The 13,207-nt window shown below is 66.6% G+C and carries 11 protein-coding genes; 9 read left to right on the forward strand and 2 right to left on the reverse strand.

From position 1 onward, the window contains the following. Window positions 1-20 precede the first annotated feature (20 nt). Genes JYG37_RS30425 through JYG37_RS30450 form a run of 6 tightly spaced genes read left to right on the forward strand, consistent with a single transcriptional unit; the run spans window position 21 to window position 4,988 of the window. The gene (locus JYG37_RS30425; RefSeq protein ID WP_124679187.1) at window positions 21-1,172 is read left to right on the forward strand and encodes a c-type cytochrome; all 1,152 of its coding nucleotides are present in this window, start codon (window positions 21-23) and stop codon (window positions 1,170-1,172) included. Between the two features lie 13 nt (window positions 1,173-1,185). Then, window positions 1,186-2,940, forward strand: coding sequence for a cytochrome c oxidase subunit I (gene ctaD, locus JYG37_RS30430; protein ID WP_176015891.1), 1,755 nt, complete (start codon window positions 1,186-1,188; stop codon window positions 2,938-2,940). Next, on the forward strand, window positions 2,937-3,548 hold the full coding sequence (locus JYG37_RS30435; protein ID WP_124651671.1) for a cytochrome c oxidase subunit 3: 612 nt from the start codon (window positions 2,937-2,939) through the stop codon (window positions 3,546-3,548). Before ctaD ends, JYG37_RS30435 begins: the two co-directional genes overlap by 4 nt. Beyond that, a complete protein-coding gene (locus JYG37_RS30440) occupies window positions 3,545-4,264 on the forward strand; it encodes a heme-copper oxidase subunit III family protein (RefSeq protein WP_124592623.1) in 720 nt (239 codons plus the stop codon). Before JYG37_RS30435 ends, JYG37_RS30440 begins: the two co-directional genes overlap by 4 nt. 8 nt (window positions 4,265-4,272) lie before the next feature. Then, window positions 4,273-4,614, forward strand: a complete 342-nt coding sequence (locus JYG37_RS30445) for a cytochrome C oxidase subunit IV family protein (protein ID WP_050013531.1) — start codon at window positions 4,273-4,275, stop codon at window positions 4,612-4,614. A gap of 56 nt (window positions 4,615-4,670) precedes the next feature. Further along, window positions 4,671-4,988, forward strand: a complete 318-nt coding sequence (locus JYG37_RS30450; RefSeq protein WP_124637480.1) for a high-potential iron-sulfur protein — start codon at window positions 4,671-4,673, stop codon at window positions 4,986-4,988. A 252-nt stretch (window positions 4,989-5,240) separates the two neighbouring features. On the opposite strand, the gene JYG37_RS30455 is transcribed toward JYG37_RS30450, so the two are convergent. Further along, window positions 5,241-5,711, reverse strand: coding sequence for a MaoC family dehydratase (locus JYG37_RS30455; RefSeq protein WP_050013530.1), 471 nt, complete (start codon window positions 5,709-5,711; stop codon window positions 5,241-5,243). A gap of 58 nt (window positions 5,712-5,769) precedes the next feature. After that, window positions 5,770-6,897, reverse strand: a complete 1,128-nt coding sequence (locus JYG37_RS30460) for a carboxymuconolactone decarboxylase family protein (protein WP_349631913.1) — start codon at window positions 6,895-6,897, stop codon at window positions 5,770-5,772. Between the two features lie 217 nt (window positions 6,898-7,114). On the opposite strand from JYG37_RS30460, the gene JYG37_RS30465 reads away from it, so the two are divergent. The 3 genes from JYG37_RS30465 (at window position 7,115) to JYG37_RS30475 (ending at window position 13,139) form a co-directional block, all read left to right on the forward strand. Beyond that, window positions 7,115-7,873 (forward strand): SDR family NAD(P)-dependent oxidoreductase, encoded by a 759-nt coding sequence (locus tag JYG37_RS30465; RefSeq protein WP_089490078.1) that lies wholly within the window; start codon window positions 7,115-7,117, stop codon window positions 7,871-7,873. A gap of 77 nt (window positions 7,874-7,950) precedes the next feature. Then, on the forward strand, window positions 7,951-9,228 hold the full coding sequence (ccrA, locus tag JYG37_RS30470) for a crotonyl-CoA carboxylase/reductase (RefSeq protein ID WP_124630076.1): 1,278 nt from the start codon (window positions 7,951-7,953) through the stop codon (window positions 9,226-9,228). A 32-nt stretch (window positions 9,229-9,260) separates the two neighbouring features. Further along, window positions 9,261-13,139, forward strand: a complete 3,879-nt coding sequence (locus JYG37_RS30475) for a type I polyketide synthase (RefSeq protein ID WP_213346943.1) — start codon at window positions 9,261-9,263, stop codon at window positions 13,137-13,139. The last annotated feature ends 68 nt before the right edge of the window (window positions 13,140-13,207 follow it).

Raw genomic sequence — 13,207 nt, forward strand, 5'->3', positions numbered from 1 at the left:
GACACGCAGCGAGGTGGCCCATGACCCTTGCGATTGCCCTGGTCCTGATCGTCATCCTGGCGGTGGGGTTTCACTTTGCCAGTCCGTGGTGGATCACGCCCATCGCGTCGAACTGGGTGCGCATGGACGACATGCTGACGATCACGCTCGTCATCACCGGCGCATTCTTCGTCGCAATCAACCTGTTCATCGTGGTCGCGCTCGTGCGCTATCGCCACCGCAGCGGGCATCGCGCGGCCTATGAGCCGCACAACCGGCCACTGGAATGGTGGCTGATCGGCCTGACCGCCGTCGGCGTGGCGGCGTTGCTGGCGCCGGGCCTGTTCGTCTACGCCGACTACATCCGGCCGCCGCGCAACGTGCTGCAGATGGAAGTGCTCGGCCAGCAATGGCAATGGCGCTTCCGCTTCGCCGGCCCCGGCGGGAAGCTGGGCACGACCGACGTGCGCTACATCAGCAACGACAACCCGTTCGGCATGAACCCCGCCGACCCCAACGGCCGCGACAACTACCTGATCGAGACACCCGAGGTGCACCTGCCGCTCAACCGGCCGGTGCAGGTCCTGACACGGTCGCGCGACGTGCTGCACGACTTCTACGTCCCGCCGTTCCGGGCGCGCATGAACATGGTGCCGGGCATGGTGACGACCTTCTGGTTCACGCCGACCAAGGCCGGGCGTTACGACATCCTGTGCGCGCAGCTCTGCGGGATCGGGCATTCGACCATGCGCGGCGTGGTGGTGGTGGAAGACGAAGCCGCGTTCTCGCGCTGGCTGGCGCAGCAGACCACGTTCGCGCAACAGCAGCAGGCCCGCGTGCAGGCCGCCCCCGCCGCGGCCGGCGGCAGCGCGCAGGCGCTTGCCGACCTGGGCAAGACGCTCGCGGCCGCCAAGGGCTGCGTCGCCTGTCACACCGTGGACGGCACGCCGCGCGTCGGCCCGACGTGGAAGGGCCTGTACGGCAAGACCGAAACGATGGCCGACGGCAGCACCGCGAAGGTGGACGAAGCCTACCTGCGCGCATTTATCCGCGATCCGACGGCCCGGGTCGTGAAGGGCTTCTCGCCGATCATGCCGCGCTTCGACCTGAGCGAGCAGGAACTGACCGCGCTGGTGGCCTATATCAAGGCGCAAGGCGGGCCGGCCCCCGCAAGCAGCGCAGCCCAACCCTGACGGAGCGGATGCCATGCCCCACGCGCACCTCGACCATGTCCCGCACAGCTTCTGGACCCGCTATGTGTGGAGCCAGGACCACAAGGTCATCGCCGTGCAGTACGCGCTGACGGCCATCGCCATCGGCCTGGTGGGCCTCGTGCTGTCGGACCTGATGCGGCTGCAGCTCGGCTTTCCGGGCAAGTTCGCTTTCATCGACGCGAACCACTACTACCAGTTCGTCACCATGCACGGGATGATCATGGTGATCTACCTGCTGACGGCATTGTTTCTCGGCGGCTTCGGCAACTATCTGATCCCGCTGATGCTGGGCGCGCGCGACATGGTGTTCCCGTTTCTCAACATGCTGAGCTACTGGGTTTACCTGCTGGCCGTGCTGGTGCTGGCGGCGAGCTTCTTCGTGCCGGGCGGGCCGACCGGCGCGGGCTGGACGCTGTATCCGCCGCAGGCCATCCTGCCGGGCACGCCGGGCGTCGAATGGGGCATCGTGCTGATGCTCGTGTCGCTGGCGATCTTCATCGTCGCGGCCACGATGGGCGGCCTGAACTACGTGACCACCACGCTACAGGCGCGCACGCGCGGCATGACGCTGATGCGCATGCCGCTCACGGTGTGGGGCATCTTCATCGCGACCATCATGGCGCTGCTGGCGTTTCCGGCGCTGTTCGTGTCGGCGGTCATGATGCTGCTCGACAGGACGCTCGGCACCAGTTTCTTCATCCCGGCCGTGGTGTCGATGGGGCAGACGCTCAAGCATGCCGGCGGCAGCCCGCTGCTGTTCCAGCACCTGTTCTGGTTCTTCGGGCATCCGGAGGTCTACATCGTCGCGCTGCCGGCCTTCGGCATCGCGTCGGACCTGATCAGCACGCACGCGCGCAAGAGCATCTTCGGCTACCGGATGATGGTGTGGGCGATCGTCGTCATCGGCGCGCTGAGCTTCGTGGTCTGGGCGCACCACATGTTCGTCGCCGGCATGAATCCGTACTTCGGCTTCTTTTTCGCGACGACCACGCTCGTCATCGCCGTCCCGACCGCCCTCAAGGTCTACAACTGGGTGCTGACGCTGTGGCGCGGCGATATCCACCTGACCGTGCCGATGCTGTTCGCCATCGGCTTCGTCAGCACCTTCGTGCTGGGCGGGCTGACCGGGCTCTACCTCGGCAACGTGAGCGTCGACATCCCGCTGTCGAACACGTACTTCGTGGTCGCGCATTTCCACATGGTGATGGCCGTGTCGCCGATCCTGGTGGTGTTCGGCGGCATTTACCACTGGTACCCGAAGGTGACGGGCCGCATGCTCGACGACAGGCTCGGGCGCGCGCATTTCTGGATCACCTTCGTCGGCACCTATGCGATCTACTTCCCGATGCACTATCTCGGCATCCTTGGCATGCCGCGGCGGTATTACGCCTATCAGGGCTACAGCTTCATTCCGCATTCGGCACAGACGCTCAACACGTTCATCACCGTCGTCGCGCTGATCGTCGCGGCGGCGCAGTTGCTGTTCCTGTTCAATCTCGCGTGGAGCCTCGCGCACGGCCGGCGTGCCGACGGCAATCCGTGGCGCGCCACCACACTCGAATGGCAGACGCCGCAGACGCCGCCCGTGCACGGCAACTGGGGCGCGGCGCTGCCTGTCGTCTATCGCTGGGCATACGAATACAGTCCGCCGGGACAAGGGGCAGACTTCGTGCCGCAAAACCAGCCGCCTGCGACGGCGCCTGAACCGGTCCATCCGACGCTTCACCCCGGCGAGGCACGCGAATGACCACGCTGCCGCGCCCCTTCGTTCCCGACGCGCCGCCCGGCTTGCCGAATGCGGGCCGCACCGGCCTGATCGTCTTCATGGCGGTCGCCACGACGTTGTTTTCGCTGCTGCTGCTCGCCTATGCGATGCGCATGCGCGAACCCGACTGGCAGCCGATCCCGCATCCGGCGCTGCTGTGGTGGAACACCGGTGCGTTGGTGCTCGCCAGCGTCGCGATGCAGCGTGCCCGGCAACCGGCCGTGCACCGCATGGCGTGGCTGGTGGGCGGCGGCGTGCTGGCGGCCGTGTTCGTGATCGGGCAACTGACCGCCTGGCACATGCTGGCGGCGGCCGGGCAGACCGTCACCGTCAATCCGTCCAACAGCTTCCTTTACCTGCTCACGGGCCTGCACGGGTTGCATGTGCTGGGCGGGCTCGTGGCGTGGGCCGTGACGATCGTGCAACTCCGGCGCGCGGACCCGTTCCGGGCCCGGCGCGCCATCGCGCTGTGCGCGCTTTACTGGCATTTCCTGCTTGCGGTCTGGCTCGTGCTGCTGGCGGCGATGTGGTGGCTTACCCCCGGGATCGTCGCCGCGATCTGCGGGCCGCTGTATGGAGCCGCGCCATGACCTCGCCCACGGTGCACACCGAATCCGCTGCCGAATCGCCGGCGGCCCCGCCCGCCGACGCCCGGCCCGACGGCTGGCGCGGCATCGTCACCGACTGGTCGGCCGACCGCGAAGCCTTCAAGGTGCCGTGGGGCAAGGCGATGATGTGGATCTTCCTGCTGTCGGACACGTTCGTCTTCAGCAGCTTCCTGATCGGCTACATGTCGGTGCGCATGTCGACCACGGCGCCGTGGCCCGACACGTCCAAGGTGTTCGGGCTCACGGTGGGCGGCCTGGATGTGCCGTTGCTGCTGATTGCCATCATGACGTTCATCCTGATCACCAGCAGCGGCACCATGGCGATGGCGGTCAACTTCGGCTACCGGCGCAACGCCAGGCGCGCCGGCGCGCTGCTGCTCGCGACCGCGCTGCTGGGCGCGAGCTTCGTGTCGATGCAGGCCCTCGAATGGACCAAGCTGATCGTCCACGAAGGTATCCGGCCCTGGGGCAACCCGCTGGGCGCGGCGCAGTTTGGCGCGTGCTTCTTCACGATCACCGGGTTCCACGGCTTTCACGTGACCTGCGGCGTGATCTACCTGCTGCTGATCGCACGCAAGATCCGGCAGCCCGGATTCGCCGAACACGGCAACTTCCAGATCGTCGAAATCGCCGGCCTGTACTGGCACTTCGTCGACCTGGTGTGGGTGTTCATCTTCGCGCTGTTCTATTTGTGGTGAGGCAGGCCATGGAGCATACCGATCCCGCCGATCGACCCGACGCCGCACACGGCCAGCAGCATCCGATCGGCCTCTACCTGAAGATCTGGGGCCTGCTGTTCGTGCTGAGCACGTTGTCGTACCTGGTCGACTACTTCAACGTGCAGGGCTTGCCGCGCTGGGTGCTGATCGTCGTGCTGATGATCGCGAAGGCCGGGCTGATCGTGTCGATCTTCATGCACATGATGTGGGAGCGGCTGGCACTCGTGTATGCGATCCTGATACCGCCGTTGTGCCTGCTGGTGCTCATGGTGCTGATGGCGGCGGAAGCGCATCACACGTTCGGGATGCGGGCGCTGTTCTTCCACTGATTCATTCGACGGCCGATTCGCGGACATCCGTTCACGCAAACATGGAGGAGGACGCCATGAAGTTTTCACGCCGACGTTTTATCGCAACCACCACCGTTCTGGCATCCGCACTGGCCTTGGGACGCCGCGCGGCGGCGGATGCCGGTGCCGGTGCCGTGAAGGAGTCCGATGCAAATGCCCAGACGCTCGGCTACAAGACGGATGCCAGCCGGGTCGACCATGCGAAGTTCCCGAAACTCCAGGCGGGCGAGACCTGCTCGAACTGCCAGTTCTTCCAGGGCAAGGCCGGCGCCGGGATGGGGCCGTGCGCCATTTTCGGCGGCAAGCAGGTCAATGCTAAAGGCTGGTGCAGCGCCTATTCGAAAAAGGCGTAGCACGGCAGGGACGGCGTGGCGGCCGTGCGGCTGAATCGTCGTGGTCGACGGGGGCGCCGGCGAACATCGTCCCGTCGACGACGATGCCGAGCGACGTGCTGGCCCGGCCGGTGCGTCGCCCATGCGATCGCTGCGGCCTGCCGAGCCCGTACCCATGTCGCACGTCAGGCGTCGATCATCGGCGACGAAGCGGGCTCGCGTGATCGCGGGTCGCGCGCGCGACGACGCCGGCAGTCCCGCTTCGAACGGCCGTCAAACCGCCTGATCCTGCACGCTCGCCGCGTCCTTCCTGCGCGCCGCCGCATTCGTGGGCATTACCACCGCCGTGCCTTCCACGACGACGAGGCCGTCGACTTCGCAACGGGTTTCCAGCACGACCCGACGCCGGCTCGCGAGAATCTCCTTGACCGTCACCGTCGCGAGAACCGTTTCGCCCAGCTTGACCGGGCGGCGGAATCGCAGATCCTGCGACAGGTAGATCGAGCCGGGCCCCGGCAGATGCGTCGCGATCGCCGCCGATATCACGGAGGCGGACAACATGCCGTGCGCGATGCGGCCGCCGAAAAACGTTCGCTGCGCATAGGCCTCGTCGAGATGCACGGGGTTCCGGTCGCCGGTCGCGTTCGCGAACAGCTGCACGTCGTGCTCGGAAAGGGTCTTCGAAAAGCACGCGTTCATGCCGGGCATGAGATCCTCGAGATCGTATCCGCCTTCATCGTTCATCGTCGTTTCCTGTGTCGTTCGTGCCGAATGGTATGGGGGAGGCGGAGCGCCTTCGTCTTCAGGCCAGCACGTTGCCGTGCTCGCGCGCCGCGTGCCGATCCGCCGAGGCGAACGACTGGTGCGCCACGGCGAGCGCCCATTGCACGGCCAGCACGCCGGCATGCGGCAGTGCGCCGACGATGGTCTCGACGATCTCGTGCCGCGATGCGCCCGACCGGCGTGCGTCGCCGATGTGCGTGGTAAGCGAGTGGGCATCGGCATTGCGCGCGAGGCAGGTCAGGCACGCGATTGACGTGAGGTGGCGCGCTTTCGCATGCTCGACCGGCTCGTCGCCCGATGCCGCACTGGCCAGCCGGTCGACGCCACGCGCGATGGCGGACGACATGTCCGCGAAGCCGCCTACCGCTGGCGGCGGACACAGGTCGCGTTGCAGCGCATGCTGCTCGGTCGGCGCGTTCGCCTGGATCTCCGCCGAGCCGTCCTGCGCGCCGTTGAGCGCACCGAACGCATCGAACACGTCGAGCACGATGCGGGACACGGGCAGGATGAGCGGCCAGCCGATATAGCCGGTCAGTTGAATCAATACCTCCGTCAGCTCGCTGCGCGTCCAGCCAGCGTGCAAACAGGCGTTGACATGGACGCGAACCGCGTCGTGCCGGTTTTCGCACGCGATGACGATCGCGAGCGCGGTGAGGCGGCGCTCCTTCGGCGTCAGCGCATTGAATGGTCGTGGCCGGCGTTGCAACAGCGTGGCGATCGCCGCTTCGGAATCCTTGAAAAGATCGAAATCGAGGCCGATATCGATGTCACGCTCGCGCAACAACGCTACGATGTGGCGCATCGCGGCCATGGCCACCGGCACGCCTGCGTAATGGAGCGTCTCGAACGCCGCGTCGAGCACCGCATGCGGCGCCCAGCCGGTATTCAGCATGCCGCCCGCGTGGTATTTCAGAGCACCATCCGTATTGCCCATCGTCGCGAGCACCGCGACCGTGACGAGTTCCCGGTGCTTCAGCGAGAGGTTGGGGCGCGCGATGATGTCGGCATAAGCGCCCTCGATGAGCAATCGCTTGAAATCGGGGTCGAGACGCTCGAGCGCCGCGCTCAGGTCGACGAAGCCTTCGTCGCCGATCGTGTGAATGACGGACATGCCGAGTTCATGCCGGGTGATCGTATTCGCGCGCATAGGAGGCCGATGAATTGAAGGTGAAGTGTCGTGACGTCAGCGATGATATTCGTCCGTCCGACAATCAAATTTGAACTTTTTTCACTTTTCATCGGCGCAGGGTTTTCGCCGTCTAGAATCCATCCCGTCAAGAACCGACGATTCATTTGCGATTCGATCTGAAAAAGATTGGGGTGGTGATGACGGGGCCTGCATATCAACGCGACTGGAGAATACGATGCTGAAGCTTCATCAAAAGGTTGCCCTCGTGACCGGGGGAAGTTCGGGTATCGGCCGGACCACGGCATTGCTGTTCGCCGGCGAAGGCGCGCGGGTCGCGATCGCGTCGCGCCGCATCGACGAAGGTCTGGCCGTTGTCGAAGAGGTCCGCCGCGCGGGCGGCGAGGCGCTGTTCGTGAAGACCGACGTGTCCAGCGCGGAGGATTGCGCGCACATGGTCGCGCAGACCGTACGTGAATTCGGCCGGCTCGATATCGCGTTCAATAACGCTGGCGTGGAGGCATTCGGCAAAGCCGTGGCCGATACCGACGAGGCGAGCTGGGATTACGTGATGGATATCAATCTGAAAGGGATGTTCCTTTCGATGAAATACGAAATTCCGGAAATGCTGAAAGCGGGCGGCGGCGCGATCGTCAATATGTCGTCCACGTATGGCCTCGTGGCATCGGCATTCGGTGGTTGCAGTTATCACGCGTCGAAGGCCGGCATCCTCGGGCTGACGAAAGCGGCCGCGCTCGAATATGCGAAGCAGAATATCCGTGTCAACGCGATCTGCCCGGCGTTCGTGGCGACGGCGATGGTGGAGAAGTTTCTCGATGAAACCGGCATGACCGACCAGATCAAGGCGTTTCATCCGGTCGGCCGGCTGGGGACCGAGCAGGAAATCGCGGAGGCGGTCACGTTCCTCGCGAGCGACGCGTCCTCGTTCATGACCGGCACCGCGCTGTCGGTGGACGGCGGGATGGCCGCGACGTGATGCGCACGACTGCGCCACGGGCGGTCTAGCGACGCGAGTGCAGCGTTTATCGGATCAACACTTTCATAAATATTGTTATGGATACCAAAACAATCGATTTTGTTGTCGAAACGAGAAAGAACCCGCCCGAACTGTTCGACATCGGCAGCGCGATTCCGCTGGGCGTCGTGCCGAAGAAAATGCACGCGTGGACGATTCGCCGTGAGAACCACGGGGAGCCGCAGCACGCATTCACGAACGAAATCGTCGACGTGCCGTCGCTCGGCCCGAACGACGTGCTGGTGCTCGTGATGGCGGCCGGCGTCAACTACAACGGCGTGTGGGCGGCGCTCGGCCAGCCGTTCTCGGTGCTGGACCTGCATGACGATCCGTATCACATCACCGGCTCGGATGCGGCGGGCATCGTATGGGCCGTCGGGTCGAACGTGAAGAAGTGGAAGGTGGGCGACGAGGTGGTCGCGCACTGCTCCCAGGTCGATGGCGACGACGAGGAATGCAACGGCGGCGATCCGATGCTGTCCCCGTCGCAACGCATCTGGGGTTACGAAACCTCGCATGGCTCGTTCGCGCAGTTCGCGCGCGTGCAGTCGACGCAGCTGATGCCGCGCCCGAAACACCTCACGTGGGCCGCCAGCGCCTGCTATACGCTCACGCTCGCGACTGCATACCGGATGCTGTTCGGTCACAAGCCGCACGTGCTTTCCGCGGGGCAATCGGTGCTCGTGTGGGGCGCGGCGGGCGGGCTCGGAACGATGGCGATCCAGCTCGCGGCGCTGGCAGGTGCACGCCCCGTCGCCGTGGTCTCCGATGCGTCGAAGGCCGAGTTCGTCAAGCGGCTCGGCGCGGTGGGCGTGATCAACCGTTCGGATTTTTCGTGCTGGGGCGCGCCGCCGCCCGTCGATGCGAAGGCCGAGTACGCCGCCTATGTCGATGAAGTCAAGAAGTTCGGAAAGGCGATCTGGGTTGCACTCGGCGAAAAGCGCGACGTCGACATGGTGTTCGAGCACCCGGGCCGCAATACGTTCGCCCCGTCCTGCTACGTCGTGAAACGCGGCGGCATGGTCGTGTTCTGCGCGGCGACGAGCGGCTACGACCTGACCTGCGATGCGCGCTACGTGTGGATGCGCCAGAAACGCATTCAGGGCAGCCACTTCGCGAACCTCAAGGAAGCGTCGCAGGCCAACCGGCTCGTGATGAGCGGCAAGATCGACCCGTGCCTGTCGGAAGTGTTTCCGTGGAGCCGCCTGCCGGACGCGCACGCGAAGATCCGCGAGAACCGGCACCTGCCCGGCAACATGGCCGTGCTCGTCCAGGCGAGCAGCAGCGACGATCTCGCCGCGGCGAGCCGCCACTAGGCCGGATGAACCCTTCCCGCCGAGAGGACGGTATGAACCAGTCAAACACGCAAGCGCAACGGGTCGCCATCATCGGCATGTCGTGCCGTTTTCCGGGCGGCGCGTCCTGTGCGTCGAGCTATTGGACGCTGCTGAATTCCGGGCGCACGGCGATCCGCGAAACGCCGCGCGAACGCTTCGATGTCGATGCGTTCTATTCGCCGGATACGGACGAGCCCGGCACCACGTATTCGCGCGTGGCCGGCTATGTCGACGATCCGTTCCGCTTCGACCGTAAGTTGTTCCGCACCTCGGCGGCCGAGGCGATGGAGATGGATCCGCAGCAGCGCTGGATGCTCGAACTCGCATGGGCGGCGCTCGAGAACGCGGGCATCGCGCCGGGCCGGCTGCGCGGCAGGAACGTCGGGGTCTTCATGACGATCGGCGAGGCCGACTATGGCCGGCGCACCGTCTGGTCCGGCGATCCATCGCGCATCACCACCTATTCGAAGCTCGGCAACCTGCGCGCGATGGCCCCCGGGCGCGTCGCGCACATACTGGGCTTGAGCGGGCCCGCGATCTTCGTCGATACGACCTGTTCGTCGTCGCTGGTCGCGATCCATCTCGCCGCGCAGAGCCTGCAGGGCGGCGAATGCGACGTCGCGATCGCCGGCGGCGTGAACCTGATCCTCGGGCCGGAGGAAACGATCGGCATCGCGCGGCTCCAGGCGATGTCCATCTCCGGGCAATGTCGTCCGTTCGACGCGAGCGCCGACGGTTATATTCGCGGCGAAGGCGGCGGCGTGATCGTGATGAAGCGGCATGACGACGCGCTCGCGCATGGCGACCGCATCGATGCGGTGCTGATCGGGTCGGCCGTCAACAGCGACGGAGCGAGCAACGGTCTCACCGCGCCGAACGGCGCGGCCCAGGAAGCCGTCATTCGCCGGGCGATGATGCGGGCGGGCGTTCGGCCGGAAGCGGTTGCGTACGTGGAAGCGCATGGTACGGGCACGGCGCTTGGCGATCCGATCGAGCTTTCCGCGCTGCGTAACGTCTATGCGCGTGCCGTCGCACGCGACAAGCCGATCCTCGTCGGCTCCGTGAAGTCGCAGCTCGGGCATCTGGAGGGCGCCGCGGGCATGGCCGGCTTCATCAAGGCGATGCTGATCCTGCGGCACCGGCACGTGCCCGCGCAGGTGAATTTCGAGACGCCGAACCCGCGGTTTCACTGGGAAGGCGCGCAGCTCGCCATTCCGCGCGAAGGCACGCCGCTCGGCGAAGGCGAGACGCTGGTCGGCGTGAGCGGTTTCGGCATCACCGGGACCAACGTCCACCTGATTCTGTCCGCGCCGGCGCTCGTATCGGACGCCGGTGCGCCGATCGAGCGCGAACGCGTATTGACGCTTTCCGGGCGCTCGCCGGACGCGCGGCGGCGTGTCGCGACGGCATGGCGGGCGTGGCTTGCGGGCACGTCCGTCCCGCTGCGCGATGCGTGTCACACGTCGAACGTGCGGCGCGATCATTTCGATCATCGCGTCGCGCTGGTCGGCACGACGAAAGCGGATTTCATCGCCGCGCTCGACGCCTTCCTCGCGGACGATCCGTCCGGGAACTGGCATGCGGGCGAACCGCCGCGCAAGCCCCGCGTCGCGTTTCTCGTGCCCGGTCAGGGCGCATGGCAGCCGGGCGTCGGCGGGAATCTCTACCACGGCAACGGCCTGTTCCGCAAACACGCGGACGCGTGCCTGCGCCTGCTGGGCGGCGAGACGGCGCGCGACGTGCTCGATGCGATCGTCGGCCGCAGCGCGCAAGCGGTGCGTCATCATCCGGGGCAATTGGCCCACTTCGTCGTGTGCTATGCGCTCGCGCGTACCTGGATGGAACTCGGCGTACAGCCCGACCTGCTGATCGGGCATTCGCTCGGCGAGCACGTGGCCGCCGTGATCGGCGGCGTGATGTCGCTCGCCGACGGCCTCGCCGCCGTGGAGGCACGTGGCCGACTGTTCGACACCGCGACGCCGGCCGGCGCGATGCTCGCGGTGGCTGCCGCGGCCGACGAACTCTCCACGCGCTTCGCGTTCGGGACGGATCTGTTCGTCGCCGGCATCAACGGGCCGGGGCAGACCGTCGTGAGCGGTACGCAGGAAGCGGTGGCGCGCGTGCACGACGCGATGGTCGCGGCGGGCAAACGCGTGTCGCTGCTGAAGACCTACGACACGCCGGGCCATTCGCCGATGCTGCGTTCGATGCGCGAAGCGTTCCGGCGTGCGCTCGAACCGCTGACGTTCGCGCCGCCGTCGATTCCGCTCGTCTCCACCCTCACGGGCGCCGTCGCGACCGATGCGATCGCCGGCGTCGAGCACTGGCTCGATCTCGTCGAACAGCCGGTGCGTTTTCATGACGCGTTGCTCGCGGCCTCGGACGGCAAGACGCTCTTCGTCGAAGTGGGACCCGGCGCGGCGCTGTCGAAGCTCGCGCGCGCCGCCGCGGGCGGCGAATGGCAATGCGCGATCGCGTCGCTCGCGGACGGCCCGGAAGGCGATGAGGAAACCGAAGCGACCGGCTTTGCCCATGGCTGCGCACGTCTTTACGGCGAAGGGCAGAAGATCGCATGGCACAAGCTGTACGGCAATGCGCCGCAGCCGGCCGAAGCGCCGGGTTACGCGTTCGACACCGAGCGTTTCGAGCTGCCGTTCCCCGATCTCGCCGAAGCGGGGCGCGGCCCGGTGCGCCAACGAAGCGGCGTCGCATCGAGCGAGGCGGCCCGGCCGCCGCATTCGAGTGCGGCCAATCGCGCCGACGCGGCACCGGCGGGCGCGGCGCAGATGGTCGCGACGCTGCGCACGATCGCGGCAGCGGTCGCCCCGGATACCGTCGTGCTCGACGACGGGCTTTCGCTCGTCGGCCAGGGGCTCGACTCGCTGGCGTTGACGGAGCTGCGGGTCCGCCTGCATCAACGGCTCGGCAAGATGCCGCCGATCGCCATGCTGGCGCGCGGCGCATCGCTCCAGACGCTGGCGGCGTGGTTCGCCGCGACGGACGGTGACGCGCCTGCTCGCGAAGTCCTCGCGACCGATCCGCGACGACCGGCCGGAGCGGGCGGTGACGCCGGCCTCGTCGTGACGCTGCGCGAGGGGGGCGGGCCGCTCGTGGCGCTCGTGCATCCGGTCGGTGGAAACGTGCTGTGTTATCAGGAACTGGCCGCCTCATGGCCGGGGGATCCGACGGTCGTCGCGATCCGTCATCCGTACGCGGACCAGGGCCATGCGCCAGCGTATCTTTCGATCGCGCAACTGGCGTCGCGCTATCGCGCGGCGCTGCTCGCGACGCACGGCAGGCAGCCCGATCTGCTCGGCGGCTGGTCGTTCGGCGGGATCGTCGCGCACGAAATGGCCGCGCAGTGGGAGTCGGAGGGCGAGAGCGCCCCGCCGTTGATGATCGTCGACAGCCCGCTCCACGACGGCGAATTCGCCACGCGGTTGCGCGCACTGGCCGCTGATCTTGCGCCGGACGACGGCGCGCAGGCAGTCGAGCGATGGCTGGCCGACCCGCGTTTCGATGCAATGCTCGACCAGGACTTCTATCTCGCCGACGTGCGCCGCCGGGCCCAGCCCGCGATGTTCGACCACATCGCGCGGCTGCATGCCGTGAGCGCGGTGGCGCTCGCACGCCATCACCCGCAACAGGTGCAAACGCGCATCGGATATGCGCTCGCTGCACGCGACAAGCGCGGGATGTCGAGCACGCTGGCAGAGCAGCAACTGGGCCGTCTCGGGCGCGGCGGCGTCACGGTCAGCGTGTTCGATGACGACCACAACTCCATCGTGCGTGAACCTTCGGTGCGGCGCCTGGCGCACCTTTTCGGTGGACGCGATACCGATGAGCCGCATGCCGAGCCAGAACCGCTGATGCGCGCGACGCCCGCATAGACGCTCCCTTGCCGTTTTCCCCGGTGCGGCGTCGCTGCCGCGCCTTCATCGTTCTCAATCCGACTTCA

The organism is Burkholderia sp. LAS2, assembly GCF_018417615.1.
In the GTDB taxonomy this organism is placed as follows: Bacteria; Pseudomonadota; Gammaproteobacteria; order Burkholderiales; family Burkholderiaceae; genus Burkholderia; species Burkholderia sola.